The sequence below is a fragment of the Bradyrhizobium sp. USDA 4506 genome (assembly GCF_054058795.1).
Map to the genome: position 1 here is coordinate 474,264 of NZ_JBSSBM010000002.1, position 25,936 is coordinate 500,199.

At 59.7% G+C, this 25,936-nt stretch carries 29 protein-coding genes and 1 pseudogene; 16 read left to right on the plus strand and 14 right to left on the minus strand.

Going from position 1 to position 25,936, the window contains the following annotated elements:
- Positions 1–306: 306 nt before the first annotated feature.
- Together ACVIHF_RS04615 and ACVIHF_RS04620 are read left to right on the plus strand one after the other, a co-directional pair.
- Positions 307–552, plus strand: a complete 246-nt coding sequence (locus tag ACVIHF_RS04615; RefSeq protein WP_028336511.1) for a hypothetical protein — start codon at positions 307–309, stop codon at positions 550–552.
- A gap of 689 nt (positions 553–1,241) precedes the next feature.
- Positions 1,242–2,312 (plus strand): annotated as a pseudogene (locus ACVIHF_RS04620) (cytochrome-c peroxidase).
- A 62-nt stretch (positions 2,313–2,374) separates the two neighbouring features.
- Here ACVIHF_RS04620 and ACVIHF_RS04625 read toward each other — a convergent pair.
- On the minus strand, positions 2,375–2,680 hold the full coding sequence (locus ACVIHF_RS04625; protein WP_310881388.1) for a hypothetical protein: 306 nt from the start codon (positions 2,678–2,680) through the stop codon (positions 2,375–2,377).
- Positions 2,681–2,823: 143 nt separating this feature from the next.
- Here ACVIHF_RS04625 and ACVIHF_RS04630 point away from each other — a divergent pair, with 143 nt between their 5' ends.
- The 5 genes from ACVIHF_RS04630 to ACVIHF_RS04650 all read left to right on the plus strand — a co-directional run bounded on the left by ACVIHF_RS04630 (position 2,824) and on the right by ACVIHF_RS04650 (position 7,624).
- On the plus strand, positions 2,824–3,081 hold the full coding sequence (locus tag ACVIHF_RS04630) for a hypothetical protein (RefSeq protein ID WP_456781474.1): 258 nt from the start codon (positions 2,824–2,826) through the stop codon (positions 3,079–3,081).
- Between the two features lie 128 nt (positions 3,082–3,209).
- The gene (locus ACVIHF_RS04635; protein WP_456791782.1) at positions 3,210–4,820 is read left to right on the plus strand and encodes a recombinase family protein; all 1,611 of its coding nucleotides are present in this window, start codon (positions 3,210–3,212) and stop codon (positions 4,818–4,820) included.
- Positions 4,821–5,317: 497 nt separating this feature from the next.
- Positions 5,318–6,061, plus strand: a complete 744-nt coding sequence (locus ACVIHF_RS04640) for a hypothetical protein (protein ID WP_456791783.1) — start codon at positions 5,318–5,320, stop codon at positions 6,059–6,061.
- A gap of 251 nt (positions 6,062–6,312) precedes the next feature.
- Complete coding sequence (locus ACVIHF_RS04645) at positions 6,313–6,516, plus strand: cold-shock protein (protein ID WP_028336518.1); 204 nt, start codon at positions 6,313–6,315, stop codon at positions 6,514–6,516.
- A 790-nt stretch (positions 6,517–7,306) separates the two neighbouring features.
- Positions 7,307–7,624 (plus strand): hypothetical protein, encoded by a 318-nt coding sequence (locus ACVIHF_RS04650; RefSeq protein ID WP_456791784.1) that lies wholly within the window; start codon positions 7,307–7,309, stop codon positions 7,622–7,624.
- A gap of 1,059 nt (positions 7,625–8,683) precedes the next feature.
- Here ACVIHF_RS04650 and ACVIHF_RS04655 read toward each other — a convergent pair.
- From ACVIHF_RS04655 to ACVIHF_RS04665, 3 genes are all read right to left on the minus strand, one after another.
- Entirely contained in the window at positions 8,684–9,007 is a 324-nt protein-coding gene (locus ACVIHF_RS04655; RefSeq protein WP_310881393.1) for a hypothetical protein, read from the minus strand.
- Between the two features lie 168 nt (positions 9,008–9,175).
- A complete protein-coding gene (locus tag ACVIHF_RS04660) occupies positions 9,176–9,427 on the minus strand; it encodes a sunset domain-containing protein (protein ID WP_143270979.1) in 252 nt (83 codons plus the stop codon).
- Positions 9,424–9,630: a hypothetical protein gene (locus ACVIHF_RS04665; RefSeq protein ID WP_456791785.1), complete on the minus strand. Its 207-nt coding sequence runs from the start codon at positions 9,628–9,630 to the stop codon at positions 9,424–9,426. The genes ACVIHF_RS04660 and ACVIHF_RS04665 overlap by 4 nt, the downstream gene beginning before the upstream one ends.
- Before the next feature lie 644 nt (positions 9,631–10,274).
- Here ACVIHF_RS04665 and ACVIHF_RS04670 point away from each other — a divergent pair.
- Positions 10,275–10,541 carry a hypothetical protein gene (locus ACVIHF_RS04670; protein ID WP_456791786.1) on the plus strand — a complete coding sequence of 89 codons (267 nt, stop codon included), beginning with the start codon at positions 10,275–10,277 and terminating at the stop codon, positions 10,539–10,541.
- A 477-nt stretch (positions 10,542–11,018) separates the two neighbouring features.
- Here ACVIHF_RS04670 and ACVIHF_RS04675 read toward each other — a convergent pair whose 3' ends face one another.
- Complete coding sequence (locus tag ACVIHF_RS04675) at positions 11,019–11,201, minus strand: hypothetical protein (RefSeq protein WP_157340337.1); 183 nt, start codon at positions 11,199–11,201, stop codon at positions 11,019–11,021.
- A 1,399-nt stretch (positions 11,202–12,600) separates the two neighbouring features.
- Positions 12,601–12,861, minus strand: a complete 261-nt coding sequence (locus ACVIHF_RS04680) for a hypothetical protein (protein WP_456791787.1) — start codon at positions 12,859–12,861, stop codon at positions 12,601–12,603.
- Positions 12,862–12,969: 108 nt separating this feature from the next.
- On the opposite strand from ACVIHF_RS04680, the gene ACVIHF_RS04685 reads away from it, so the two are divergent.
- The 3 genes from ACVIHF_RS04685 (at position 12,970) to ACVIHF_RS04695 (ending at position 14,310) form a co-directional block, all read left to right on the plus strand.
- The gene (locus ACVIHF_RS04685) at positions 12,970–13,449 is read left to right on the plus strand and encodes a hypothetical protein (protein ID WP_456791788.1); all 480 of its coding nucleotides are present in this window, start codon (positions 12,970–12,972) and stop codon (positions 13,447–13,449) included.
- 179 nt (positions 13,450–13,628) lie between these two features.
- On the plus strand, positions 13,629–13,925 hold the full coding sequence (locus tag ACVIHF_RS04690; RefSeq protein WP_456791789.1) for a hypothetical protein: 297 nt from the start codon (positions 13,629–13,631) through the stop codon (positions 13,923–13,925).
- Positions 13,926–13,965: 40 nt separating this feature from the next.
- The gene (locus ACVIHF_RS04695) at positions 13,966–14,310 is read left to right on the plus strand and encodes a hypothetical protein (protein ID WP_456791790.1); all 345 of its coding nucleotides are present in this window, start codon (positions 13,966–13,968) and stop codon (positions 14,308–14,310) included.
- Positions 14,311–14,496: 186 nt separating this feature from the next.
- On the opposite strand, the gene ACVIHF_RS04700 is transcribed toward ACVIHF_RS04695, so the two are convergent.
- The 5 genes from ACVIHF_RS04700 to ACVIHF_RS04720 form a co-directional block, all read right to left on the minus strand.
- The gene (locus ACVIHF_RS04700; RefSeq protein WP_456791791.1) at positions 14,497–15,402 is read right to left on the minus strand and encodes a hypothetical protein; all 906 of its coding nucleotides are present in this window, start codon (positions 15,400–15,402) and stop codon (positions 14,497–14,499) included.
- Between the two features lie 25 nt (positions 15,403–15,427).
- The gene (locus tag ACVIHF_RS04705; protein ID WP_456791792.1) at positions 15,428–15,703 is read right to left on the minus strand and encodes a hypothetical protein; all 276 of its coding nucleotides are present in this window, start codon (positions 15,701–15,703) and stop codon (positions 15,428–15,430) included.
- 17 nt (positions 15,704–15,720) lie between these two features.
- Positions 15,721–16,047, minus strand: coding sequence for a hypothetical protein (locus ACVIHF_RS04710; RefSeq protein ID WP_456791793.1), 327 nt, complete (start codon positions 16,045–16,047; stop codon positions 15,721–15,723).
- A gap of 15 nt (positions 16,048–16,062) precedes the next feature.
- Positions 16,063–16,251: a hypothetical protein gene (locus ACVIHF_RS04715; protein ID WP_456791794.1), complete on the minus strand. Its 189-nt coding sequence runs from the start codon at positions 16,249–16,251 to the stop codon at positions 16,063–16,065.
- Positions 16,252–16,627: 376 nt separating this feature from the next.
- Positions 16,628–17,092: a helix-turn-helix domain-containing protein gene (locus ACVIHF_RS04720; protein WP_456791795.1), complete on the minus strand. Its 465-nt coding sequence runs from the start codon at positions 17,090–17,092 to the stop codon at positions 16,628–16,630.
- Positions 17,093–17,558: 466 nt separating this feature from the next.
- Between ACVIHF_RS04720 and ACVIHF_RS04725 the strand changes: the two genes are divergently transcribed.
- Positions 17,559–17,771 (plus strand): hypothetical protein, encoded by a 213-nt coding sequence (locus ACVIHF_RS04725; protein ID WP_456791796.1) that lies wholly within the window; start codon positions 17,559–17,561, stop codon positions 17,769–17,771.
- Between the two features lie 80 nt (positions 17,772–17,851).
- Here ACVIHF_RS04725 and ACVIHF_RS04730 read toward each other — a convergent pair whose 3' ends face one another.
- Together ACVIHF_RS04730 and ACVIHF_RS04735 are read right to left on the minus strand one after the other, a co-directional pair.
- Positions 17,852–19,069, minus strand: coding sequence for an XRE family transcriptional regulator (locus tag ACVIHF_RS04730; RefSeq protein ID WP_456791797.1), 1,218 nt, complete (start codon positions 19,067–19,069; stop codon positions 17,852–17,854).
- Positions 19,070–19,072: 3 nt separating this feature from the next.
- The gene (locus ACVIHF_RS04735) at positions 19,073–19,750 is read right to left on the minus strand and encodes a hypothetical protein (protein WP_456791798.1); all 678 of its coding nucleotides are present in this window, start codon (positions 19,748–19,750) and stop codon (positions 19,073–19,075) included.
- A 121-nt stretch (positions 19,751–19,871) separates the two neighbouring features.
- Here ACVIHF_RS04735 and ACVIHF_RS04740 point away from each other — a divergent pair, with 121 nt between their 5' ends.
- Complete coding sequence (locus tag ACVIHF_RS04740) at positions 19,872–20,240, plus strand: hypothetical protein (protein ID WP_456791799.1); 369 nt, start codon at positions 19,872–19,874, stop codon at positions 20,238–20,240.
- A 38-nt stretch (positions 20,241–20,278) separates the two neighbouring features.
- The gene (locus ACVIHF_RS04745) at positions 20,279–20,716 is read left to right on the plus strand and encodes a hypothetical protein (RefSeq protein ID WP_456791800.1); all 438 of its coding nucleotides are present in this window, start codon (positions 20,279–20,281) and stop codon (positions 20,714–20,716) included.
- A gap of 551 nt (positions 20,717–21,267) precedes the next feature.
- On the opposite strand, the gene ACVIHF_RS04750 is transcribed toward ACVIHF_RS04745, so the two are convergent.
- Positions 21,268–23,100, minus strand: a complete 1,833-nt coding sequence (locus ACVIHF_RS04750) for an outer membrane protein assembly factor BamB family protein (protein WP_456791801.1) — start codon at positions 23,098–23,100, stop codon at positions 21,268–21,270.
- Positions 23,101–23,358: 258 nt separating this feature from the next.
- Between ACVIHF_RS04750 and ACVIHF_RS04755 the strand changes: the two genes are divergently transcribed.
- Both ACVIHF_RS04755 and ACVIHF_RS04760 read left to right on the plus strand, forming a co-directional pair.
- Positions 23,359–24,939 carry a sugar ABC transporter ATP-binding protein gene (locus ACVIHF_RS04755; protein WP_456791802.1) on the plus strand — a complete coding sequence of 527 codons (1,581 nt, stop codon included), beginning with the start codon at positions 23,359–23,361 and terminating at the stop codon, positions 24,937–24,939.
- Entirely contained in the window at positions 24,936–25,928 is a 993-nt protein-coding gene (locus tag ACVIHF_RS04760) for an ABC transporter permease (protein ID WP_050387916.1), read from the plus strand. The genes ACVIHF_RS04755 and ACVIHF_RS04760 overlap by 4 nt, the downstream gene beginning before the upstream one ends.
- Positions 25,929–25,936: the final 8 nt, after the last annotated feature.

The window sequence follows — 25,936 nt, forward strand, 5'->3', positions numbered from 1 at the left end:
CGATGGATTATGCGCGACGCATAACTAGTCTGGTGTTTTAGGGCAGAGTGTGTCCGAGGCGAAGGGTTGCCATGAGCGAGTTTATTTTCAGCGCAGGAATCGTTCTGTTTGGCTTTTGGCTGTCGCAATTGCGGCAATTCCTTTGTTTCTGATCGCGTTCAATCATCGGCCATCCGCCGTTCGATTGTCACTTCCTAACTCTCGCCTCCGTCAAACCTTGGTATATGCCGACGCCGCTAAGACGGCCTTGCTCCGTTCCGTTACTGGCGTTAACGCTGGGCCACTAGTTTGGTTAAAGGGAATACAGTGAGCAAAGCCCGGGAATTTATCGACTTCTGGATCGAGAATAGCGTTCACGCCGTCGAGCAGTATCGGACTCCCGGCGCGTCGCAGGATGTTGCGGAACTCACCGAGCGCCTTGTCGAGGCTGCCAAAGAGCAGGATATTTCCGAAGCCGAGTTGCGGGCTGAGATGAGCGATATCTCTGAGCACATTGGAGAGCGGCTCAGGGCTGCAAATAGGGCTGAGCGCGAACGGCGTACGCCCACCTAGGAGAGCGAAGTCCGCTTACCTACTAGCCGGACGTCGCCGGCTCAATGCGACGTTCCTCAACATTCGCTGCTGCTCAGCTATCAAGCTACCGCCATCCGATTGCGCGAACACCGCGACAGCCGCCGCTCAGCTATTCGCCTTCAAGGCCGGTGCCTTGAGGGACATTATGAGATTGAGCTTCTTAATGGCGGCGTTGCGCTCGCTCAGTTGCCGCGTAATTTTGCCGTCGACCCGCTTGAAAAACCCGAACGGCGTTACACGAAAGTTGCAGGACCTACATTGTGAATTGTTCCGGGGCTCGTCAGCTTGTCGACAGCTAAGGATCACAGCATGGGAAGGTCTCTAGCTAGACTGACAGGTCCGGCTTGATTTGCCCAGATCTGGGGGAGGAGAATCGGATGGATTGCTTTGACAATATCAACAGCTTCGACGACCCAGATCTCACGCAGACGTCTTTGCACCGGCAGAAAGTGCTGGGGTGGGCGAATGAGGCTGCGTGTTCGGCGATCCTGGATCATAACCGCTGTAGTTGACCGCCTCTTCATTGTTCGTCGGTGGCACGCGAGGTGGCCGGCGGCTTCGAGAGCTGCCGTCGACGTTTGCTTCCGGTGGAGCTGTGCCTTTCCTGGAGGGGCCCACGTGCAGCTTTTCGGCCGTTTCCGGCATCTATGAAATTGGTGATGCAAGCAATGAAGAAGTCAACGATACGAGAGCTTTCCCTCGTCTACAAGCTGTGCGTTCTGAGCGTTGGGGTGCTGGTCTCCTCGGCAGCTGGCGCAACTGACGATTTGATGAGCGCTGCCAAGGAGGCATTCGAACCGATTCCTTCGGTCGTTCCTGCGATAAAGGACAACACAGTCACCCACGAAAAGGTCGAACTTGGCAAGACACTGTTCTTCGATCCGAGGCTATCGGCGAGCGGGATCATTAGCTGCAATACGTGCCATAACCTTGGCGCGGGCGGCGTAGATGCCGGTCCAACGTCGGTGGGGCATGGCTGGCAGCGGGGTCCACGTCGGGCACCTACCGTCTATAACGCAGTATTCAATGTGGCGCAGTTCTGGGATGGGCGCGCGGCAGATCTCAAGGCGCAAGCTACCGGCCCCATCCAGGCGAGTGTCGAAATGAATGCCACGCCGGACAGGGTACTCAATACGTTGAATTCGATGACCGACTATGTCGTCATGTTCCAGAAAGCGTTCCCGAACGAGGCGAGGCCCGTCACCTTTGACAATTCCGCCAAGGCGATCGAGGCTTTCGAAGCGACTCTGATTACACCTGCTGCCCCGTTTGATCAGTACCTCAAGGGCGATGAGCATGCTCTCGATGATCAGCAGAAGGCGGGACTAAAGCTATTCATGGAAAAAGGATGCTCGTCTTGCCACAATGGTATCAACGTCGGTGGACAGGATTACTTCCCGTTCGGCGTGGTTGAAAGGCCGGACGGAACGCTGCTTCCATCCGCCGACAAGGGCCGTTTTGCGGTTACCAAGGTAGCCAGCGATGAGTACGTTTTCCGCGCCGCGCCGTTGCGCAACGTCGCGTTGCGGGCCCCGTACTTCCACTCGGGCCAAGCCTAGAGCCTTAAGCAAGCGGTTGGCGTGATGAGTGAGACCCAGCTCGGCGCGAAGCTCAGCGATAAAGAGGAAAACGACATTGTCGCGTTTCTAAATTCGCTAACTGGGCAGCTGCCCAAGATCGAATATCCGAGACTGCCCACGCGTAGTGATACAACGCCAAGGCCCTCTCTAGACAAATAGAACCACCGATAAGGCGGATGCCGTGCGTCCATGGTGCAATGACATTCAGGATGTGCGCGTCGCTAAGCGTGCCCAATCTTAATTGTCGTTGTCCACGCGTCTATGATCACCGACTCCATGCCGTTCTTCAGTGCATCGTCGGGATATCGGAGATCCTCGTAGTTATCGAGCGCGACGACGGCTACATTAAATTTGGAGAGGTCAGGATCGCCAACATCGGACTTGAAGGTCTGCCAGAGCTGCGGCAAGCCCTGGCCGAGCTTTTTCAATTCCTGAAGGGTCCTCGTCTTCACCATCGCGCCCTTCAACATGCATTCGATTGCGTGATGAAGAAGGTTGCCGCAGATCGGGTTGAGGCCAGCGGTCACGGCGTGCCTGCCCGCGACATAGTACTGGCACCCGCTCCCAGAAGTGATTCTGTCGCTGTGCGGTGTTTTGCATCCAGCACCCTGAACGAAAATCGAACTGTCGTGTCGCGCTCAAGGAGTGATCCGTAGGCGTCGGTAATTCGTTGATTTTACTGATATCGGTTGACGACGGCTTGCAACACGGAGACGGGCAATGGAACGAAGCCGAAACTGCAACAAACCTTTATTTTATCGGCACAAATGCTGGCGATCCCGGTAGGATTGGCGAGATCGGCGAGTATCTGGGATTCGGCGGCCAATATGCGCCGAGGATGGCCGGCAAGGAGGTTCGCGCAGCAGTGGCTGCATTGAACGTGGTTATGGCTGAGGATGAGCCGGCCGCTGCGCAGGGCGCGCGGTGACCCGCTGTCGATACGACAGCGCACCTGACCGTCCCTATGATGACTGTAACCCAGGGGCGGCGCTGTCGAGCTTTATCGCTTGCGTCGGGCTGTAGTCAGGATTACCGCCGCGCGCGGAGGGCCGCACCATGGCGAGGTCTCTCGTTGTACACAGGGATCGGGTACCCGAGTCGCAGAAGATTTATCGCGCGGCACAGTACGTCCGCATGTCCACCGATTACCAGCAATACTCAATTGAAAATCAGGCGGTGGCAATCGCCGCCTATGCCGAACTCCACAGACTCAGGATCGTTCGCACCTATCGTGACGAAGGGGAAAGCGGTCTCAAAATCGAGAATAGAACAGGCTTAACCGAACTGATCAATGACGTCCAGACTGGTCACACGGACTTCAGTCATTTGCTAATTTTCGATGTCAGCCGCTGGGGCCGCTTTCAAGACGTAGATGAGAGTGCGCACTACGAATTCATCTGCCGAAGGGCCGGCATCAAAGTTGCCTATTGCGGCGAGCAATTCGATAACGACGGAGGCCTGCTTTCGAGCATTGTCAAGAATATCAAGAGGGTCATGGCGGCGGAGTTCAGCCGGGAGCTATCAGTCAAGGTTCTTGCAGGAGCTTTACGCCTGGCAAATCGCGGGTTCAAGATGGGTGCCCCAGCACCTTATGGGCTAGAGAGACGGCTCGTTGACGACAAATGTAGGGCGAAAGGAGTTCTGCATAGCGGTGAGCGGAAGTCTCTTACCACCGACCGTGTAAAACTTGGGCCAGGTTCGCGAGATCAAGTCGCCGTCGTTAAATGGATCTTCGATGAATATCTACGGTGCAAATCGCAGGCGAGAATTGCGCGAGAGCTTAACCGACGAGGCGTCCTCACGAACCGAGGGAGCCGATGGCGTTCGAGTTCGATAGGCGTAATTCTTCATAACGAAGCTTATATCGGCAACTTCATCTACAATCGCTGTACCGAGAAACTAGGGGCGAAGCGAACGCGGAATCCCAGAGAGCTCTGGATTAGAAGTGATGACTCGATTGAGCCAATCATCAAGTGTGACACATTTCTGCGAGTAAAAAAGGCGATGGAGGAGCGTCAAGTCTGCATTTCCGAGGAGGAGATGCTGGTACGCCTCCGTAAGGTTCTGATGAAGAAAGGCAAGCTCAATGCTTCGATTATTGATGAAAGCTCCGGATTACCTTCACTCACCTCATATTTGAATCACTTTGGCACCCTTCGAAATATCTATCGGTTGATTGGCTACACCGGCAACCAAGGCCGCCTGGATAAACTCGCCGAGCACAGACAGTGGGTCAATTTCCACCTCGAGAATGCCTACCGTCTTCGGGACGCCTTTGAGGGGGCGGGTAGGAATGCCAAACTTGATCTGTCGATCGAATGTTTACGGATAGATAACGCCGTGAACATCTGCTTCCGTGTGGCTAAATGGCGCAAATATGGGCGCGAGCCGATACGCTGGTTGTTGAGTAGTCGCGTGCGATGGCCGAAGGGATGGGTAGTTGCGCTAAGGATGGGGGAGAACAACGAGGCAGTCCTGGACTATTTATTATTGCCGTCGGCGTCGCTTTCGTTCAAAAGTCGGGTATTCCGGTTTTCTGAAGACACGCGCGCGGTTCACAAAATAGAACGCTTTCAGACTTTCGAAGCTCTGTCTCGATCGCTCATAAAGCGCGTCTGTGAGAGAACGAGCAAAGCAAAGCAGACCGAAAGAGGCCGGACCGTCTAAGTGGGCGCTCGCTGGAACATCGTTGTAAGCAATATGAGCACACTGCTCGGGATTGTACGTTCCCAAGGCCCCCAACCTCTTATATTTTTATAGACCAAATTTTGTGGTCCGACGTGACGACTCAGGCGCGCGGAGGCCGCCGCCGCCCGGTGTCGCCCGTTACTTACAAGGTGACTGGCACCGCCGTCATTTCCCTCAAGGAATAGTGAAATCCAGAAACTACGGAGAGCGTCGCCATGATGAAGGGCGGGCGGCGCGGATCATTTTCGCGTCGGTTGAATTTTTCGCATGGGCGCGTAAGCGCGTTGCTTGTTGCTGCGAGTGACGCTGGTGTCCTGCCAAAAGGTTCGGGGAAATCCAATCCTAGCCTCTCGCCGCCAGAGCTTGCGCATCTGAACAGATGAGTTCGATTGGCGAGCAGTTAGCGTGTTAGCGTCAAAGGTCGCCGCAAGATGCTGCGGGCAGACGTTCCTGGTAGAGCCAACCAGGCAATCCGGATGTGGACGCTGACATCAAAGCCAGACTCCACCATCGAGCGCTTGGAAAAGGGCTACCTGGACGCCTTGTCGTCTGTCGATCTCGCCGAGAACATCGGCAAACAGCTTCATGCGGATACTCGATACACCGATCAGGGCCGACAGGATCAGTACCGCGATCACATCCTGCACCAGGCCGTGCCCGTATTTCATCAGGGGCGCCGCGCGATCTCGAGAGCCAAGCAGGAGCTCGACCGCATGCGCGCTCGTCTACAACTTCCGAAGGCCGATCCAGCCGACGCGGCAGGGGCCATCGCGAAGATGGAAATTCGGACATGGCTGCGCGGTTTGCCGCAGGTCGAACGCGACAAGATCACCAGGGCAGAGAACCTCGATCCGCAGGTCCGCGCGGCCATCATCGAGGCAGCGCTCGCTTTGACGGGTGTGGCTGACAGCCATCTAGCCGTGCTGAAAGAGAAAGTTTTGCGCGACGTGCATGGCTCGCTGATCGATGACATCGCCCAGTTGGAGGACGCGATCAGCGTGGCAACATCGGCAATCGAGGCCGGACGCGAGAGCGTTCACATTGATACCGGCATGACGATTGAGCAGTTCAATGCCGCCGCGGCCCCCATCGAACAGCGTCAGAAAGTGGCCTGGCTGCGTCGCGGTCGCGTGGTGGATCTCAAGCACGGTGTTGAGCGTGACCGTGCCCGCGGCGTGCTCGGCTCGCTCGGCATCGACACGGTGACGCCCGACGTTTAACCGCTGGGCCAGCCAGAAAATACGTCGCCGGTCTCAGAAATGTGCGCCCGGCGGCGTTCATTCCAAAACCTGGGCCATGAAAATTTCCCAAGCGCGAGCAAACGTCAGTGCCCCCGCCCGAGTTGCTATTTTTTAAGGGGCCAGTTTGGTTGCTGATTTGCCAACGGCTGTTTCTCCACGCGTCTTTGTCCTTGCGGGACATGACGCTCAGCGCTTAGGTTTCCTGCATTAGGACCAAAGGAGTTTTGTCTGTGGCTACAGGTACTGTGAAGTGGTTCAACCCGACGAAGGGTTACGGATTCATCCAGCCCGATGACGGAGGCAAGGATGTTTTTGTGCATATTTCCGCGGTCGAAAGGGCGGGCCTGAGCAGCCTAAATGAGGGCGCGAAAGTCAGCTACGAAGCGAAGGACAATCGCGGAAAAACATCCGCCGAAAATCTGCGGGTGGGCTGACGCACCAGGAACAAGCGGCAATGCCGGGAGTCACCATAAGCTCCCGCGATAGGTTGCCCCCCGACCGGGAGTTTAGAGCGGCCTTGGCGTTCCCCGCGCCAGGGCCGCCATCCTTGTTATGCTGCATTGCCATGTTTCAGGAACAAGTGGCCGGGCCAATGAGTCCCTTCATTGCTCCCGGACAGGTGGCGCCCTCGACCGGGAGCTTAGTGGTGGCCCCGGCGCGCCCGCGCTGGGGTCGCTTTTGATTGCGCCCCATTTTCAGAACAAACGCTAAACCGCCGTGTTGCGCCCATGTTGCGCGGAGTGATTTGTAGCGGCTGATAAACGTGTTGATTCTGCTGGTGTGGAGTCGCAGCGCCTTGCAACATGAAAACGGGCGCTGGAACGAAGCCGAAACTGCAAGAAACCCTTATTTTATCGGCATAAGTCGTGGCGATCCCGGCAGGATACGAACCTGCAACCCGCGGAGTAGAAAGCTTGGCGCCCGATCGCTAATGGATTTTCCACAATCCTCGCATGTAATCAAAGCCATGCGTCAGGGTCTCCCCGGTCTCAAACGGCATCCTTCCGCAACCAACGGTGGAGAACGAGCCGGAATTCTATGGGGTCGTCATTGGTTAAGCCCTGAACCGCCTGAGTACATTGGCAAGCTGCTTCGTGCCCTTCTGCGTGTGCGAACGGGTACCGAGTATGGGCCTCGATTCTCATCACGCTTCAGCGGGCCCGGCTTCGCGAATGGAACTGGCGGGGCAGGAGCGGTTGCGCGGCAGCGGCTCCAACACTGGCCATGGCCCCCGAAGTGCTGGGGGCTGTTCGCTCCCATTGTGGCGGCGCGCGCCTTCACCCACGGCGGAACTTGCTTGAAAATTGCCGGTACGTAATTTCCTTTCCGCTACCGCAAATGTTGTCGCACGTTTCGTTGAACGCGCTTCTCGAAAAACTGGGATGGTCATTTTCAATAGAAAGCATCATGCGGTTGCCGCTGGCGGACGAGTTGTATGGATTGAAGCAAGGTCGTGTTTCACTGGACGCGCATGCTTTTATCGTCTCATGCAAATCGCTACATGTTCTGGCGTCGATTTTCGAGGTGATCTTCGAGCGATGAACTGACAGAGTGCCTCTTCGAAAACTCTCAACTAGCCGATAGCCCTGCTTATTCCCGATCTTGAAGGTCGCCGTGTCGGTTCGAGCGTTTTTATGGAGGACCGTTAGCTCACACCAATAACAATCTTCTACAACATTTTTGACCGTTATTTTTGAACCCCGTTCGACAACGAGTCGAACGTCCCGCGAAGGGCAACCGTTACCGCCGCAGGAATCGGAAATTGGCAAGAGAGTGTAGCTTCTAGTTTTGACCGGCTCGCCGAAATAGAGAACCCCCCCCCTGCAGTCGAACAGAAGAGGCGCTCGCCGTTGCGGAACAGGCACTGCGTGTATTCATGTTCGGGTGTTTCTGAAATAGTGTAGGTCGAATGTGTCGTACGCAGCGTATTGTTGGCTTCATTCTCAGCGGATTTCGCAGACTGCAGCATTGGAAGAAGCCATATAAAGGCTCCGATCATCAAACACAGTGCTGAATCGGTTCTTCGCATGACCCAAGCGCTCGTGGCTAAAAGCTAGCTGACACCTACCCCCATATCTTCTTGACCTCTTGGCCAGTGTGAAGGGCCGGGTTCTTACGGGGGGCGATTGTGATCTGGTTCACAAATGCGCGGGTGAATGGCTGCTAGATCGTGTTTTCGCTGGGGGATTTAAGGGGCTCAGTGACAGGCGCCGCCGGGACGCGATATTTCGAGCCCGACGGCGTAGTTTTTTCAAGGGCATTGAAGCGGCCTTGGGAGCGCAACGATGAACGCGCGTGTCACAAAACCTTGGCGGACAAGTGCCAAGCTCCCGGAGCTGGGATTTCATGGCCCAGACTGGAATGCGTGGCGATCGCCGCGCGAGCGAACATACTCCGCTCGCGCGGAGTTCAGCATCAATCTCCAATTGGAGGGAAACGCATGTTCGACGCCGAAACGACCACGCTGCTAAGAGCGGTGCTAGAGGAAGTTTGCGAGAATATTTCCGTCTTTGAAACCGGCGCTAGGACGCACGTTGCTTCCAAGATCCTCGAAGCCGCGGCAAACGGTCGACTCTCAATAGATGACTTGAAGGCAGCGGGTTACAACGCCCTGAACACGCCTACGATGTGGCGCTGAGTTTCGTCCTTGTCGGCGACGCTGTGTGATGCTGAGTCTCTCTCGGTGAGACGCTGTTCAAGTGCGGCAATGGTCACCCTGAGATTGTCGCGCCGATCGTTCAGCGACTTTGCCAAAATCGGATACCTCACGTTGGATCGGTCGAAAATCCTCGCGCGTTCTTCTTCGGCCGCGATCTCAGCTTCGATCAGTTGGAGGGTGCGGACAAGATCAGCCAGTATCTTGCTGATCGTCAATTCTCGTACCGTGCTTTCGCGGGCTGTCTCAAAACGAGGATGCATATTCATTTGCGTGCTCCGAATGTTTGAGTTCGGCACACCGAATAGCTGGTGGCCGAACTATTCACGCACGCATCGCAAGTTGTCTGCCAGAGGCGGTCCCGTAAGAATACTGTCGGTGCCGATGAGCACAACAGAGGCGTGGTGGACGCTTGCTCAAGCGGGGTTGGGTGTCGGCTAGATCCGCGCCTTGCGCCATCCGGCTGCAAGCGCGCTTGCTTCCGAGCAAAACCAGCGCTCACCGCGAAACCAATTGATCCGTGTCTGCGAATAGTACATCTGCCCCGGAAGGTGATATATCCGCTCGCCGGCTGCGCTTAGATTTCCCTTGATGGGGCAGCCGAGAAGCGCTGGCGCATAATCGAGTGCGACGAAGACGAGAAACGACAATCCCAGCACCGCAGCGAATATTGCGAGCCCTCGATTCATCTCATTATCTCGAATAATTCGTTCACCTCGCTCAGCCGCGGCTTCGTGCCGGCCGGCGTGTACTCTAGTAGCTTGTGCCTGGTGCCGACTGCGATCCGGTCGCGGCGGATGTCATCCTGCTCGGCGTGATATGCCCGCATGTCCGCAGCGAACTGCCGGGCCACCGCCGGCGGGATCTCGAGCGGCTTCCGGGTGATTGGCATGCCCGGAAGGTAGGTATCAGATGCCGGTTTCGCGAATCGGCCTGGCGAGACAGGATAGGGCTGCGCGGCACCGGCCCCGGCACTGGCCTCCACGGCCCCCAGAAGTGCTGGGGCCGTTTCGTTATCGCGCGAACAGGTCTTTGCGAGCCCTGCAGCATTCTCACGAACGTCACGCTCTCAGGCTGGTGGCTGTAACTCCTGTGAAGCCAGCCATCGCGTCATCCGGCAGGCTGCTTCAGCCTGCCGCGCCCGCCGAATAAGCCGGTCGCGCTCGACTCCTGGTGGGGTGCCGCGCGCCTCTTTTCGCAGCCGCTCAGCTTCCGCGCAGACGCTCTTATCGAGAGGATCAATTCGCTTGGAAAGTCGGAGCTCGGTCATGCGCTCCCCTCCCTGGTATGCAGGCGGGAGCGCGATCGGTCTCTCAGCCACCGACGCCTACAGGCAACCCTTGGCCGGTGATGTTGGAACAATGATCCTGAACAAAGATGGTTGCAAGGAACTTGCGGCCCGCAAAACCCCGGTGAGATGGCACCTGCGCTGAGGTAGCCCTGCCATTTTGAGAAAGCCTGTCCGTCACATATCGTGATGTTGGCGTAAGACGAACGCCACGCCGCGGCGCGGGCGGCTGTGGTGACGACCGGGAAATGGACCTCGGCACCTTCGACCGCATGCTGGACCAGCGGTACGCCTCCCGCCAGCGTCTCGGCGAAGAGACATTTGAGGTCGACGCCGAGCAGGACCAAGCGGACTGCGAGCCGAGCCTCGGCAGCCTCCTATGGGCCAGCCAGACCCATTGGGCGGCCGGTGATGCCCGCGACCTTGAGGAGGGGTTCGAGACCGGCATCGCGGATCTGGACGGCCTACTCGAGCAGATCGGGTCGCAGGATTGGCAACACGGGAGCATGGTATGAACCAGATAATCCGAAGGTTCGGCCTGCAGATGATTGCGGGTGCTGCCGGCTCAACGCTCAGTGGATCAGCCGGAGTCGCCGAGGCTTCCGTTGATCCAGCATTCGCCGCCATCGCCAACATCGTCAGGCCTCGGCGGACCACTTGCATACGATTGGGCGGAGCGCGGCACCGACGCCTACTACGCCGCCCGAGACCATAACGAGGCCTGTTGTTACGCCGCGATGGATGCTGCGTAGGAGCTGGCGTCAACGATACCCACGACCATCGCCGGCATCGCTGCCGTTCTCCCGTACGCGAACGAGGTGGAAGACGCAGGCGACGAATGGCCGGTCACTGACACCATCGGCCCGGACGGCTGGCATTATCAACTGCGACAAGCGATGGCCGTTGCGGCAGCCAACCTAGCGGCGGCGTGACGACGAACACCGTCGCCTGCAACCACAATTGAGCCACCTTGTCACATGCAGCCCGCCGGTTCACACCGGCGGGTTTTCCCTTGACGCAGTTTCCATTGTTTCAGGTGGTCGACGGCGGCGCGCGCTATGTTCGGCCATGGCTTTCACGGCCTCATCTTCGTCGGCGCAAAAAGCGATGCTTCGCCGATCGGCAAACACGAGCCACTGGCGGAGGCCAACTTCCCTGATGACGTACTCGGTCATTTTCGAGCGTCCTGCAGCGAGTGGACTACATCTTATGCAAGCGACGTTGCTGCTCCATTAATCAGAATCCGGCCGGGGTGACGCCGCCGGGCTCGAAATGTTTTGTCGCGGTGGTGGGATTTCAGCTGGCCCCGATAATCGCTGCTTCGTGGGCTGAAGGGTTAAATCAGCAGCTTCTGGCTCAGCCTTTGTATGCCCAGCGGGCGGTTCAATCGGGCTTTCGGACCAGTGCCTTTCAAGTGCTCCCGCTAGAACCGGCTGCTTACGCCTGGCTGCCCACCGCTGTTCGCATTTTCGTTCAACGTCCAGAGGGACAGTACTCATGGCTCGACCTCGGACCCGCCCCGGTGCTGCGCGTCAACTTACAACTTGTGCAAAAGCTCCTATTGATCTGCCGCAAGTCCCAGGAAAAGACGCCGCCGGTAAGCCCCCCGCGGGGAGGCCGTTCTTCATGACTCTCTAGGAAGCGCAGCGCGGCTTCAGATTGACCGACCGCAGGAAAGTGTCCAGCCCGCTCTGGCTGCAGTTCTTAACTTCGCCAAGCTGTTTCTCCGCTTCGGGGCGGGTAACTGGCGAACTGCTTCCGCTACTCGCATTCGGCTTTGATTTGTACTTGGTGTCCGCAGGATCATGCCAATGTCGAGAAATGATCTTGGCCGGTGCCTTCAATCGATCGGTCGGACGGGGCGCGATAGCTATTGGGGGTGCTGCTGGGGCAGCGATCGTTGCCGAAGCTGAAGCACCCGTTGTGACCGCCGCAACCTCGTTTGCTGGCGCGACTTCGTTCTCGACGGCAGCCACATCTGTCGCGGGTGCGGGCTTCAGCGGTAGACGGTCGCTCTTACTCGAGGTCTCCGCCACCGCAATTGGATGTGCTGGCGCGGGATTCCTCCCCAAGGCTGCAACAGCGCCCATTCCTACCAGGCCAATTACTCCGACGGCTACGACCCTAATCCACACCTGATTGATCCTCGACCAACCCAGCGAACCAGAGACTTCCGCCGAAGTTTGCCCAGAATAAGGCTCTAAGTCATTGATTTGACGGACGGACTTCTTTTCTCCTGGGTCTGGAGTGGTTCTCATTTGTGGGCTGACTGGTGAGCTGCTCGACGGGGGCGAAAACTAAAGATTGTTATTTCAATACCTTAGATGGGATGTGATCGGCTGTTGCCGGTTCTGGAGTACGTGAACCGGTACGAAGTGCCTTCCCTGAGGACCGGCGGTCACCATCCATGGAAGACGGCCGAGTGCGAGCAGTTCGAGAAGTGTCATGCCGTCGGCACCAGGGCCCGGCTGGCCTATGAGCTTGCTCCTGCAGACCGGCCAGCCACGCTGTGACGTGGTCCGGATGGGGTGGCGGATGATGGCGATGGGCCGCAAGAAGACTTGGGGGGGCCGTTCACCAGAGCACGATCGCCGCAGAAGCGGCGGCGGCTGCCAGGGGAGACTCTAGCAACCTCCCGACCGGTGACGCGCCGACGTCGCGACCGCGCGTCGTCATCCCGACCGGCAACGGGTTCGGCTCGGGCCAGACCGGCAACCAGCGCTCGTTCGACAACTGGCGCGCGCTTGGCCTCGGTGCCCGCGGCGCGACCATCCGCGGGGGTGACCAGAGCTCGATCGACAATTCGAGCAGCACCCAGACGCATGTCGAGAACATGCACATGACGGTCCCGCGCGGTGCCGATCCCAGCGCCTACGGTGACGGCATCATGAGGCGTTTGTCCGATTACAACAACGTCCAGAATTCGAATACGGGGATGGTCTGATGGCCGACAACGCGGCTCATCCTTCGAAAGCGTTTGAGCGCGAGGTGCGGGAGCAGCTTAGGGCTGTGCTTGCCGAGATCGACAAGGCTCATGACACCATCGCGACCTATCGGCGTTTAGCCGACCGCGCCGAGGCCGGCGCTATACGGAAATTGGCGGAGAGTCTGGTTGTTCAGGAAGAAGCCAAGCTCACCAACCTCAAGGCTTCGGGACTGACGCTCACGCGCTCGCTCGCCGTAATGGCGCTTGCCGACCTCCTCCCTTCGATAAAGACAATGCATGGCCAATTGGAGGGGGCGCGCCAGCTGCTATATTTTTTGTATAGCTTCGCTCCCTCTGAGCACGATCGAGCGGTAGAGGCCTATCTGAGTGCGCCGCCGTTTACGTACGGATGCAAGGCTGGAGAAGAGCCCCGTGATCATCCCGCTTGCGCGGATTGGAAGACACTGATCGGCTCGTTCGAACCGGGAGCCTCCTGATGTTCACGCGGCGCTACATCGATGTGACGTTTTCCGGCGGGCAGGCCGGCACTATCGCATTCAAGGAGCGCGGCAAGTACGCGCTGCGGACCTAGGCGCGCATCCTTCGCGCCGGCGGCTACAATGCCAGCGAGCTCCAGCTCGAGCTCCGCGGCCTTTCGTTGCAACATGTAAAACAATTGTCGACGTACGGAACCGCGATCCACCCAAACTATAATTACGTCGTGCAGGTCGATGCCGGCGACGATATCAACGGCATGTCGACGGTCTTTATCGGCAACATCCAGCAGGCCTGGGCCGACATGAAGGCGATGCCGGACTGCCCGTTCCACGTCATCGCAACGGCGAACGGCCAGGCCGCCATGATGAAGGCGACGCCAACGAGTTTTGCCGGCCCGACTGACGCGGCAACAATGCTGGAGCAGCTCGCCAAAAAAAGCCGGTCTAGGATTTCAAAACTATGGACTGAAAAGTAAGCTCGCGGATCCATACTTCTGGGGCTCGCCGTGGAAGCAGATGAAGGAGATCATAAACGCGGCGGTCGGCGACGGCATCATTGAGCATAACACGCTGTTTGTCTGGCCGAAGAACGGGAACGCCGGCGGCGATCTCCTGATCACTCCAAAGACCGGGCTCCGCGACTATCCATCCTTTACACAATACGGTGTACAGGTCCGCTACGAGTTTCACCGGGAGATCGCCTACCGCTCCGTATTCACGTTGGTGAGCGATCTCGTCCCGAAATCGAGGTGGACCGTCATCAGGATCGACTACAATCTGCAATCGAATACGCCGCACGGAGATTGGTTCGCAATCATCGACGGCGTCAGTCTCGACGCGCCGGTGTTGCCAATCCCGTGAGGAATTCCGAACATGAGCGCGCCGGCTGCACAGACCGGCGCGCTTCATCTCGACGCGTCATCTCGTCGGGCCGTCAAGCCGGGAAGTGACGGAGATAACACCGGCCACGTGAGCTGCGGTCTCCATCGCGGTGATCACGTCAGTACCACAAGCCCGCCGCCGCGGATGTACCGGCGGCGGGAGTGGCTACATTGGATCCTCGCTGCCTTCGAAATAGTGCGGCGAGAGCGTGCCAGGGAAGGCCTTGCAAAATTGAGTAACGATCTCTTCGGCTGTCTGTGACAGATGCCTCAAATACCCGACGACCGGTTGACCTCGGCACGGTCCATCCACGAAGATCAGATGTAGGGTCATATCGAAATTGCTGATATCGACGCCGCCACTGTTGTTCACGTTGATCGGAAATCCACCCGTCAAAATGTCCCGGACATGGAGCGGTCCCATCAAAAGACGATTGGTCGGGACGTAATCATCTGGCGGTGGTGCTTTACGTGCGAAGCCACGGATTTCCGCGACTTGTGAAAGGGGCGTCGTCAGCCGGTGTTTATCGTCGTTGTTGAGTCGATCGAGCCCGCTGATCGCGTCAGCATACTTTTCTATGATCCTCACGGCTTCGTCGCCTGCCTTGTTCAGACCCGTACGTTCAATCGCCCTTTGAAGGCCGGCTTTGCCAGAAAACGGATACTGAATATTTTTCAGCGCGACTTCCTCTTTATCGGGCGGCAACTTCTCCTCACGGACGCGGGGCGAAGTCACAGTCCAGACGATGTGATCGAGAGTGGATCTCAGATTGTTGGCCACGTCACCAACCATCAAGCCGAAGCGCAGCGGCACGTCGTGACGAGCATTAAACCGCAAACGCGTACCTCCGATCGGAGCGGCATACAGCAGAAAGCTCCAGGTAGACTTCAGGTGCTCCGATGAATGCCTGTCGAATTCCGCGATGTGTCTATTGGCCCATTCGAGCTTCGCGGCGGCGCTCTGAAAAATTCCCTCGACCCGGGTCATCTCCAGGAAGGTGCGGTTCTTGTTCCGTCGACCTCCGGGGATGAACCCGAATTGCTTGTCATCGTTCTCGTCAGACGTGCTCATGCTTGCTGCGGTCCCATCTGGGGCTCTATTTGGGAGCCCTTTTGTACCGCTCCACCTGGCGCCGATCGTGCTCATCGATGCGCAGCGTAATGCCGTTATAGCCACCATCGGAAAGCGCTGATCGTACCTGGTCTGTCGTGACACCGAGATCAATCGCGATCATCGCGAAGATATACTGTTGAATCTCGTCCGGATTGTTCGCGATCAACTTGAACAAGTGCTCTGCTATTTGGTGAGCGGTCGCGACTTCCTGTGCGTTCTTCCGCCGCAGAGTCTCCTTGGAGCCGCGGTAGATCTTCACGTGGGGAATTGGAGGGATCATTCGTGCTGATCACCGTCATTGTGAGGGGCGACGGCACGCCGGCGCCGCGGCCAATTGCTGTAATCCTCTTTTCCGTCTGGCTTATGCGGTACAACCCGAAGGCTAGATGACACCGAGCCGGTCGCGGGACGCAGTCCGTGTCGCGCGTTGAAGAATTCGACCACCGCGGGCCAATAGCGCCCGCCCATGAGCGGATCGATCGCCGGCAGGCCGTGTTTGTCTTCGAGGTAGCGGGCCTTCGCAGGCCAATCTTTCGCGCGGGAGCCCATCACCGCGGCGGCGATCGTCTTCTCGTCCGGGAAGAGTGGCATCCGATCGGTCATTTGATCCGCTTCGCTTCAGGCCGAGCATTTCTCAGCGCCGAAAAACCGACGACGGTCGAGCTCGAAGGCTCGCGCCGCCGGGCGCCGCTCGATGAAGTCGCTGAGGTCCTGCTCGGTGAAGCGTCGCCGTGGGCACGTCCGGCCGCGGCCCACAGCGATGTATGCGAGCTCACCGTCGTGCACCAGGTCGTGCAGTTGCTCCACCGTGATCGCGAGCCGCTCGGCCGCTTCCTGCGGCGTTAGGAGCTGTGGGGCATGTCATCCACATTTATCCCGTTCTGATGAACGTCCACTCCGAAATCTCATCGGGAAGCCCGCAGATCGACGGATCGAGCCCGTTTGATGGGAAGAATGTGTGTCCTCCAGCGAGGTCGTCGAGCGCAGCAGCTGCCGAGTGATACGACCCGAGATCCTCGTCCTCGAAGAACGGGTGAAACCTGCCGCTCCTCGGCACGATCCGGAATGTGCCGCGTCGAGTCTGGTATTCCCAATAGCCAGTCATTTGTCGCCGCCACGCGTTTGCGAATCAGGCAACGAGCGTACGAGTTGGGGACGTCCCGCGGCAAAGCGCTTATAAGGGTTATCCCTTGGATTTGAGGAAGAGGCGGGGCTTCGTGCGATAGCGCCAGGAGCCTCCCAACTCTGACGGCTCCGCCTCGGCGACAACGAGTTCGGCGGTTGGCGACGCCACGAAGTACAGCGGGCCGTGGGACGTCATACTCTGGCCGAGCAGGCCGGGCCATTCCCGCCGAATCTTGGTGACCGCATCCGCTTCGCTTGGAACCAATTGCCACGGACTCCAGGACGAGGCCTCGACGGCGGCAAGATCGATAGGTCTCCACCGCACGCCCGGCTGTCCGCCGTTCGTGAACTCGATGCCGCGCGCCTCTAGAGCGGCCTGGAGCAGCTCGACGGTTTTTCCGCGCGGAAGTTCGCCACGTTCAAATCGCGAGACGGTGTCCGGCGACACCCCGGCGAGCCCTGCGAGCTCACGGACACCTAGATCGAGGGCGGCACGCGCCATCCGGCATTGGGTGAGGTTCATTAGGATTATTTCAGCACCTTGTTACGATTGTGGTTGACAATTCGTAACACTGTGCTGAAATTAAAGCAAGCCGGGGTGAGGCGGCAAGCTCGCTCCCGGCCCTAACCCAAAGCCACGGTGGTACCATGGCACGAGTTGAAACGACCCCTACCACAGAACCTGTGTCCCCCACCATCGCCAGGCGGGCGGTGCTCGGCGGCGCGGCCGCGGCGGCCGTGGCCGTGTCTAGGCCCGCAAGAGCCGTTTCGTCGCGCGCGGAGCTGGACGCGCTCTATGCCGAGCGCACGGCGCTCGCTGCCCGCTCCCGCGAGCTGCAGCGGCAATGGGAAGCGATGCGCGCCCTGGTTGTGCGGTTGCCGGACCATGCAGGGGCAGAGCGGGAGGCTGGCTTGTCCGTCGTCGCGGATCAGCAGCATAAGGTCGAAGAGCGGCTTGGCGAGATCGACGACCGAATCGAAACCTTGAGGTGGGCCTCGCCGACGTGCCGCAGAAGGTCGCGGTGCTGCTCATGATCACCGCGGACCATGGAAAGGGAGCGGCCGACTGGTTCGGTCGCACGGCGGTGCTTGATGCGGTGCGGCCGCTGCTGACCGGCCTGATCCTCGAGCACGCCGAATACGTCGCTTCCACGAACTGTGACGAGCGGATGGACACGATGCCGTTCTGGTCGACGCTGTAGACCGACGATCGACCACTAGCTCGCTAAACTCGCCGGTCGCACGGCGGGTTTTCTTTTTGGGTGCCAGGAGGGAGAGCCTTTCAGCTCGGCTTCTTTCGATCAAGTAATGAGATGACTTCCGCACCGTCGCCGTTCGAGCCGCGGTCCTCTAGTTGAACCTTCAGGCGAGGAAACGCCTTCACGTCAGCGTCGTTGCCAGACAAATAGCCGCGCGGCAAAGCACCAAGCTCTTCTATCTCACGAGCAGGCAAGCAAAGATCCGTGACGATCTGATCCTTCGTCCGAATCTTGCTATCGATTAAAGCTTCGAATCCGCGGCGCAAGACGCGAGGCTCCTCCGACTTTAGAACGGCATCGAGAGGCTCCTCGCCGCGCCAACCCCGACGGTTGTAGTTGATCCAGAGCCTTCTGGCCTGGTCCTGATTGATGATGCCAATGTGCTCGCAGCGCACGATCATCATGCCGATCGAAACGCGCCACCGCTCTTTGCGGGAAAGCATCCCATCAAGGGTAGGGGCCCACAGTTCGTCAATGAAGCTTTTTGCCGGCAGCAAGAATGCTGCAGCAAATCGGTGCGCCTGCTGTTCCAGTACTTTCCAATCGGCAGTGTTCTTTACACGCCGGCGGTCTACCCGACGATGTAGCAGCAAATGTGCGAGCTCATGGGCAGCGTCAAATCGGGAGCGCACTGCGCTTGCCTTGTCCTTGCCGAGCACGACGAACGGTATGCGGAACGACGAAGACCATTGGGAAAAAGCATCCAGGGATTCCGCCGCGACGTTGATACGAGCGGTTATGACGCCACTGTTCTCCAACTCCAGTAGGAGGTCTGGTATTGGGCCGGCGCCAAAATTCCACCAATCGCGGCACTCCTGCGCAATGTGCTCGATCTGCGCTGACGTAAGCGATCTAAAATCCTCCGGCGCATGTATGGGCGGAAGCTCGAGCTCCGGGAAATCCAAGAACTCGCGCTGATAGGAGGCAATCTCCTTGAGCCAGCGAAGCCTCGGGTGGCATCTTTCACGAGCGATTTGTGTCGCGCTGGCATTCGATCTCCAGAACGTCGGATCCTCATCGTCCGGCGCCGGGTGGCTCAGGAAAAACGAGCGCGGAAAGCTGAGCTTCTCACACAAACGGTCCATAACGTCAGGACGCGGCGTCTGCGGTCCGGACTCGTACTGCGAAATGGCCATGGGGCTGACGTTGATCATCTCGGCAAGCGCGACCTTCGTTAATCCAAAGGCCTGCCGAGCTTCCGTCAACCTCCCAGCCACAAAACCAGGAGTACCTACCGTCATTACCTATTCTTCCGCCTTCTTCGGGCGACGCTTGATCAGAGGCTTGGCGATGTCGCGCTGAGGAGCCTCGAGCCCGGCTTCGTTCTGCTCAAACCTTGTGATGACCTCCGCCACCGGTATGTTGAGCCCCCACGTTCGATACGATTCGTCCGCGACTGCAAAGTTCAAAAACCCGAGCCGCTGCTCGCTCTCGTCGAACCTCTTGCCGACGGGACCGTGGATCAGGATGCCATTGATCGCCGACAACTCGAATACCTTGGGATTGATGTCGCCAAGGTCGAACTGCGGCGCGCTCAGGAACGTGTTCATCGCCGACATCGTCTCGCGGAACTTCGCCGGCCGCGCCATCTCGGATGGCGTCTGGACGTAGCTTTGAACCATCGCGACCGCGCCGCCTCGGACCAGAGTGTAGTTCCAATCGTTCGACGAGATCTTTTGGCCGGTGGAGATCATTCCGGTTTCGGCGGCAGCTTGGCGGAGGGCCCGCTCGGCGACATAGAACCGCTCGTCGAGCAGCTTTGCCGGCTTCTGATCCTCCAATACCCGAGTGTCGTTGACGACGGACTGAAAGGATTCGTCGTACGCCCACTCCATGCCGTTCTGTAGGCCTCGCCAAAACGGCAGCTTGGTGTCCCGCAAAACCGTTGTCCAGAACGCGGCTAACACCTCTTCGTCGGTCATCGCGAATCCTTGAGTCGGCATTCGTTTAAACTGTAATGCACAATCCGGCTATAAAAGTAAAGTGTGAGAGGCGACGCAGGACGCGTGGCGGCCGATCCTCGATCGGTTCCGAGGTCACAAGATGCCGGCCGGTCGCTTGTACGGCGAGAATCGCGTTGCGACGCTGCGCGAGAAACCGATCCGGGATTTCCTCGAGGGCAAAACGGCGAACCAGCAGAAGAACGAGCTGAAGGCGGTGCGTGGGTTCGTCCGGTTTGCGATCGCTCAGGGCGAGCTGGGGCACGACCCAACCGTAGGGATCGTGCCGATCAAGGCCGGTGTCAAAAGCAAGGGCCACATGACCTGGCGGGAGCCGCAGGTCGAGCAATATCGGCAGCGTCATCCACTCGGAACGATGGCGCGGCTGGCGATTGAGCTGCTGCTGAACATCGCCGCGCGGCGCCATGACCCCACGTCATCGGTGAACAGCATCGGCGTGACGGAAAGCTGAGCTGGCGCCCTCACAAGACGCTGCGCTCGACCGGCAGAATGCTGTCGATCAGGATCTTGCCGCAACTACAGGAGGCACTCGACGCACTTCAAAAGGAGGCGCGGGCCGACGGCGTGCTGACCTTCCTCGTCAACGACTACGGCCGCCCGTTCGCTTCGGCTAGCGCGTTCGGCAACAAGTTCGCCGATTGGTGTGTGGCGGCTGGATTGAAGCCGGTGCTGTGCGACGACGGACGGACGCGAAATTATCGCGCATACGGTCTGCGGAAGTCGGCACTGCGGGCGCTGGCGCACGCGGGCTGCACCGGGGTCGAGCTGATGGCCGTGTCCGGCCACAGCTCGCTGCAGCAAGTTCAGGAATACATTGACGAGGTCGACCAGGAGCGGGCGGCGGAAGCCGCAATGACGAAGCTGGCGAGGCGCCAGAGACCAAAGCGGCAACGTCGAGTGACTAACCGATTTGAAATCGGTGACTAACAAGATGCCAAGCGACTGATGAATAAGGAGAAGGTTCGAATGTTGGCGATCCCGGCAGGATTCGAACCTGCAACCCGCGGAGTAGAAATCCGCTACTCGCATAGAGGATCAGACTTCGCCAACCACCGATTGACCACCGAAACACCATGAACAAACGGCGATAAAGGTGGTCAATCGCGAGTGAAATTCATTGTTTTTGTTGATCTTTTCGCTTGCTACTTACGTTCGGGACGCAGGGGTCGCAGGTTCGAATCCTGCCACTCCGACCATTCTTTCAAGCACTTATAGTTTCTGTGTTTTTCGTGCGCAACGACATGCGCATCGATTTGAAGCGCGGCTGCCATGTCGGTCGATTTCGGGACGCCGGTCCCTGATATCGGCGATTCGGGACCATTGGAGCGCGCGAGGGTAACGGCCCCTGACGTGATGTTGCGTAGCACGTCGCCAATCACCACACGGTCTCCCTTCGGACCTCTCGACTGATCCTGTCCGACATCAAAGCACGAATAGGCCGCCGCGAGTAGTGCTCAGCTTGCCGGCGCAGATACCTGTCAGGGGTTGCCGACCTCAAAGGCCAGCAGAACGTTGCCGGGCAGGCCGCTCCATTGTGCGTAGCCGGAATTGACGTACAGCATGCCGTCGACGACGACCGGGCCGGGTCCGTCCATGGCGCCGCCGCGAGCCGCAACTCCGTTGACAGTGGTGTAGTCGCGGGCGGTGTCGATCTCCCACAGCAGCCGTGCGTCATCGGTCGCGTAGGCGCGCAGGAAGCCGCTCACGCCGCCCGAGAAGACGACGCCGGGAATGGCGGTGACCGCCGCGGAGAGCGCGGGACTGCACTGCGGGCGGTCGCCACAGGCCACCGGCGCGACCTGCATCGCGATCTTCCCGGTCGCAAGATCGAGCCCGAACAGGCCGCCACCTTCGCTTGAATTCAGACGTCGCGTGCCGTCCCTTAGAAATCGTACGTCCGAATTGGCGACATAGATTCGGTCCTGGTCGGCGGCGGAACCCCACTCGGTTCCGCCCAACGCGCCGCCCTTGCCGATCCGCGTCTGCCACAGGATCTTGCCCTCATGGTCGGGATCGAGCGCGTGGACCACGCCGGATTTCTGGCCGATCACCAGCACGCGCTGTCCGTTACGCAGGCTCACCAGGATCGGCGATTGGCCGAAGTCATGGTCGGGGCCGCGGTCTTCCGGACAATTGCTCTGATCGGTGCCGAAGCACGCAACGACGAAGCTGTCCTTCGGTGTGGCCTGCTGATGCCACAGCATTCGGCCGGTCGTGAGATCGAACGCGAGGATGGCATCGCTGGTGTCGGTTGCCGGGTCGGCATAGCTGTTCGAGGTCGCGATATAGAGCGACTGGCGCTGCACATCGATCGTCGGCGCGGACCAGACCGACGCGCCGGCCGGACCGAACAGCTGGGTCCCGAGGGCGTTCGCCCGCGTCGGATGCGGTGCCTCGGGGATCGTGTAGGCCTTCCAGATCTGCGCGCCGGTCTCGGCCTTCAGCGCAACGACGCTGCCGCGAAACGTACAGCACTGGTAGGTGGGGCGAGATCCGATGGCCTCCTCGATCGATGAAACCCCGACATAGACGGCGCCGGAATAGAACACTGGCGCACCGGTTATCCGGGCCGCCACATGATCGTCGACCTTGCTCTTCCAGATCAGCTTGCCGGTCGCGGCATTCAGGGCGTAGACGTTGGCGCGCACATCACCAAAGAAGATGGCAGGCTGGCCGTTGTCCAGCGGGGCAAAGCTGATGGCCGTCCGCACCGGCGCCTCGGTCGGAAACTCCCAGCGCGTGCAGCCACTTTTGGCGTCGAGGGCGTGGACCTTGCGGTCGCCGCCACCGACGAACAGCAAGCCGCCGACCACAGCCGGCTGCGCGTTGGCGTTGGACGTGTCAGGAAATCCGAACGCCCATTTCAGACGCAGCCGCGGGACCTGGTCTTGCGCGAGGCCGGCCATTGCCGCCGGCTGAAACCGGCTGTTGTTGATATCCGCGCCCCAACCGTTCCACCGCGGCCCGTCGATCGGCGTCGGAAAGCCGGTCTCGTTCTGCGGGCATTGGCCCGCGCTCTCGGTTGCCGCGAGCGACGCGGCCTTTCCCGTGACGAGTGAGGCGATCGCCGCACGCTCGTCGCTGGTCAGTCCCTGCGCGAAGGATGCCATCGGGCCCGTGGTGATCGCACCAAGCACCTCGTCGAACGATCTGGATTGCAGCGCGGTGCGGCTCGGCGCGCGAACAGCCGCGTTGCTGCTGTCGTGACATTGCGCACAGCGTTGCGCGTAGAGATCGGCACCGGCTTGCTGCGCCGCGGCGGGCAGGCAAGACGAGATCAGGGCGACGGCAATCGCGGCACTCAGTTTCATCGTGATTCACCGGCGTTGGCTTTGATGAAGAGAGCAATTGCAGCTTAGCACAACCTTTCGGCTGCCATCGTGCCTGGCGGAGGCCGGCCGCACGTATGGCGGTGCAGGATCCGATCGCCGCCTTCAATTCGAGCGCCCGCCGGCGCGATCTCCCATTGACAGGTCGGTCGATGTGATAGAATTATAACAAGATAAGTTGCAAAAATAACAATATGTCACCATCGTACCAGCGCCTCGCGCGGGCGACGGGAGGAAAATTTGGAATTGTCCGGTTCGATCGCAGCCGAGCCTCGGCCGTCGACGGCGCTGTTGATGGTCGGTGGCATCAACAAACGCTTCGGCGGCGTGCGGGCGTTGCGCGACGTCAACCTCGAGGTCCGGGCCGGCGAGGTGCACGCGCTGCTGGGCGAGAACGGGGCCGGCAAGTCCACGCTGATCAAGATCCTTAGTGGTGTCCACGCGGCCGACAGCGGCACGATCGAGATCGCCGGCATCCCAGCAACGTTCGACAGTCCGGCTAGATCGCGTGAGGCGGGCATCGCCGTCGTCTATCAGGACCTCAGTCTCGTCGAGTCGCTGAGCGTCGCCGACAATCTGCTGCTCGGCCGCGAGCCGCGTACGCGGTTCGGCTTCGTCCGCAAGCGCGAACTGATGGCCAGGGCCGGGGCGTTCCTGAGCGAGCTCGGCATTCCCCTCGATACCAAGGCGACGGTCGGCTCGCTGCCGTTCGCCTACCGCCAGATGACGGAGATCGCCAAGGCGCTGATGGGCGAGGTGCGCCTGTTGATCCTCGATGAGCCGACATCGTCCCTGACTTCGGATGAAGTTCGCATCCTGTTCGACGCGATCGGCAAGGCGACGCGCCGCGGCGTCGGCGTGATCTATGTGACCCATCGGCTCAACGAGGTCTTCGAGATCTCGCAGCGTGTCACGGTGCTGCGCGACGGCGCCAATGCCGGCACGTTCGTCACCGCCGAGACCGACATGAAGCGGCTGGTGAACGCCATCATCGGCACCGATCGATTGGCGCCAGCGGCGTCGCGCGCCGAATCTGCAGTTGCGCGTTCATTCGATCTGTCGCCGGTTCTGTCGCTGTCGGGCGTGTCCAACGACCGCCTGTCGGCCGTCGAATTGTCCGTGATGAAGGGTGAGATCCACGGCCTTGCCGGATTGATCGGCAGCGGACGTACCGAGGTCCTGGAGACGATCTTCGGTCTTCGGCCGGTCGACAGCGGCACATGCCTGATCGACGGCCGGCCATGGCTGCCGAGGAGCCCGGCCGATGCGATCGCACATGGCGTCGCGCTGGTGCCGGAAGACCGGCACGTGCAGGGCCTGGTGCGGGATCATTCGATCGAGCGCAACATCACCTTGCCGCGGATTCCGCATTTCTCGCGCTGGGGCTTCATGCAGCAGCGCGCCGCCGCCCGGCGTGCCGACGCTGCGGTGGCGAGGTTATCGGTGAAGGCGCAAGGCGCCTCGAGCCTCGTCAGGACATTGTCCGGCGGCAACCAGCAGAAGGTCGTGTTCGGAAAATGGAATGATCCGCGGCCGCGCGTGCTGCTGCTGGACGAGCCGACGGTTGGCGTCGACGTCGGCGCGCGCGAGGAGATCTACGGCGTGATCCGCAATGCTGCGCGCGACGGCACCGGCGTCCTGGTGGTCTCGTCGGACCTCGTCGAACTGATCGAGCTCTGCGACCGCATCTCCGTGATCGTCGATGGACGCGTGGCGCGAACGCTGCTGCGCGGGGAGATCGATGATGCCGAAGAGCTCCATCATCTGCTGCAGATCTACCAGGCTTCCGAACAAGGCGTATTGCAAGAGCTGCCCGCATGACCGAACTGACCGCGCCCAATCTCGTCGCCTCGTCGACCCGATCCGATCGTCGCCGCAAGCTGCTGCAGAATCTGCTGCGGGGTGAGCGGCCCTACATGTTGTACATCGCCTTCGTGGTGCTGCTGGTCGTGTTTAGCCTGTCCTCGCCCTGGTTCCTGTCGGTCGACAATTTCCTGAACATCGGACGCCAGACCACGCTGGTCTCGATCATCGCGGTCGGCATGACCTTTGTGATCATCGCACGCCAGATCGATCTGTCGGTCGCGTCGACCTTGGCGCTGTCGGGCATGGCCGCGGCGCTCGCCATGAGTCAGATCAACAACAGCTGGATCGTCGGCGCTGCCGCCGGGCTCGGCACCGGCGCGCTGGTCGGGCTGCTCAACGGCATCCTGACCACGCAGCTCTCGATCCCGTCGTTCCTGGTGACGCTGGGCTCACTGAGCATGGCGCGCGGTTTGGCGATGATGGTGACCAATACCAAGCCTGTCATCATCACCAACGAGACATACTTCGCGATCTTCGGCGAAGGCTCGTTCCTGGGCATACCCGTTCCGATCGCCTGGACACTGGTGGCGATGATCGTCGGCATCCTGCTGCTGCACTACAACGTGTTCGGCCGCCGCATCTATGCGGTCGGCGGCAATCCGACCGCGGCGCTGTATTCCGGTATCAACACCAAATGGGTAACGACCGCGGCCTTTGTGCTGACCGGTGCGCTCGCCGGGCTTGCGGCGCTGGTGCTGTCCGCGCGCTCGCACGCCGCGCGGCCCGACGTCGTGCAGGGCATGGAGCTCGACGTCATCGCCGCCGTGATCCTCGGTGGTTGCAGCCTGTTCGGCGGGCGCGGCTACATCCTGGGGACGCTGTTCGGCAGCCTCATCATCGGCACACTCAACAACGGCCTCGTGCTGCTCGGCGTCAGCTCGCCACTGCAGCTCGTCATCAAGGGAGCGATCATCGTGGCCGCGGTCGCCTTCACGAAACGCTAGAGCACGAC

What these genes read in the sequence shown, in the direction of transcription:
- ACVIHF_RS04635 (WP_456791782.1), top strand. Translation starts at nt 3,210, where the DNA reads ATGGCGAGGTCTCTCGTTGTACACAGGGATCGGGTACCCGAGTCGCAG.
- ACVIHF_RS04640 (WP_456791783.1), top strand. Translation starts at nt 5,318, where the DNA reads ATGTGGACGCTGACATCAAAGCCAGACTCCACCATCGAGCGCTTGGAA.
- ACVIHF_RS04650 (WP_456791784.1), top strand. Translation starts at nt 7,307, where the DNA reads ATGGCCCCCGAAGTGCTGGGGGCTGTTCGCTCCCATTGTGGCGGCGCG.
- ACVIHF_RS04655 (WP_310881393.1), bottom strand. Translation starts at nt 9,007, where the DNA reads ATGAATATGCATCCTCGTTTTGAGACAGCCCGCGAAAGCACGGTACGA.
- ACVIHF_RS04660 (WP_143270979.1), bottom strand. Translation starts at nt 9,427, where the DNA reads ATGAATCGAGGGCTCGCAATATTCGCTGCGGTGCTGGGATTGTCGTTT.
- ACVIHF_RS04665 (WP_456791785.1), bottom strand. Translation starts at nt 9,630, where the DNA reads ATGCCAATCACCCGGAAGCCGCTCGAGATCCCGCCGGCGGTGGCCCGG.
- ACVIHF_RS04670 (WP_456791786.1), top strand. Translation starts at nt 10,275, where the DNA reads ATGGACCTCGGCACCTTCGACCGCATGCTGGACCAGCGGTACGCCTCC.
- ACVIHF_RS04675 (WP_157340337.1), bottom strand. Translation starts at nt 11,201, where the DNA reads ATGACCGAGTACGTCATCAGGGAAGTTGGCCTCCGCCAGTGGCTCGTG.
- ACVIHF_RS04680 (WP_456791787.1), bottom strand. Translation starts at nt 12,861, where the DNA reads ATGTTCTCGACATGCGTCTGGGTGCTGCTCGAATTGTCGATCGAGCTC.
- ACVIHF_RS04685 (WP_456791788.1), top strand. Translation starts at nt 12,970, where the DNA reads ATGGCCGACAACGCGGCTCATCCTTCGAAAGCGTTTGAGCGCGAGGTG.
- ACVIHF_RS04695 (WP_456791790.1), top strand. Translation starts at nt 13,966, where the DNA reads ATGAAGGAGATCATAAACGCGGCGGTCGGCGACGGCATCATTGAGCAT.
- ACVIHF_RS04700 (WP_456791791.1), bottom strand. Translation starts at nt 15,402, where the DNA reads ATGAGCACGTCTGACGAGAACGATGACAAGCAATTCGGGTTCATCCCC.
- ACVIHF_RS04710 (WP_456791793.1), bottom strand. Translation starts at nt 16,047, where the DNA reads ATGACCGATCGGATGCCACTCTTCCCGGACGAGAAGACGATCGCCGCC.
- ACVIHF_RS04720 (WP_456791795.1), bottom strand. Translation starts at nt 17,092, where the DNA reads ATGAACCTCACCCAATGCCGGATGGCGCGTGCCGCCCTCGATCTAGGT.
- ACVIHF_RS04730 (WP_456791797.1), bottom strand. Translation starts at nt 19,069, where the DNA reads ATGACGGTAGGTACTCCTGGTTTTGTGGCTGGGAGGTTGACGGAAGCT.
- ACVIHF_RS04735 (WP_456791798.1), bottom strand. Translation starts at nt 19,750, where the DNA reads ATGACCGACGAAGAGGTGTTAGCCGCGTTCTGGACAACGGTTTTGCGG.
- ACVIHF_RS04740 (WP_456791799.1), top strand. Translation starts at nt 19,872, where the DNA reads ATGCCGGCCGGTCGCTTGTACGGCGAGAATCGCGTTGCGACGCTGCGC.
- ACVIHF_RS04745 (WP_456791800.1), top strand. Translation starts at nt 20,279, where the DNA reads ATGCTGTCGATCAGGATCTTGCCGCAACTACAGGAGGCACTCGACGCA.
- ACVIHF_RS04750 (WP_456791801.1), bottom strand. Translation starts at nt 23,100, where the DNA reads ATGAAACTGAGTGCCGCGATTGCCGTCGCCCTGATCTCGTCTTGCCTG.
- ACVIHF_RS04760 (WP_050387916.1), top strand. Translation starts at nt 24,936, where the DNA reads ATGACCGAACTGACCGCGCCCAATCTCGTCGCCTCGTCGACCCGATCC.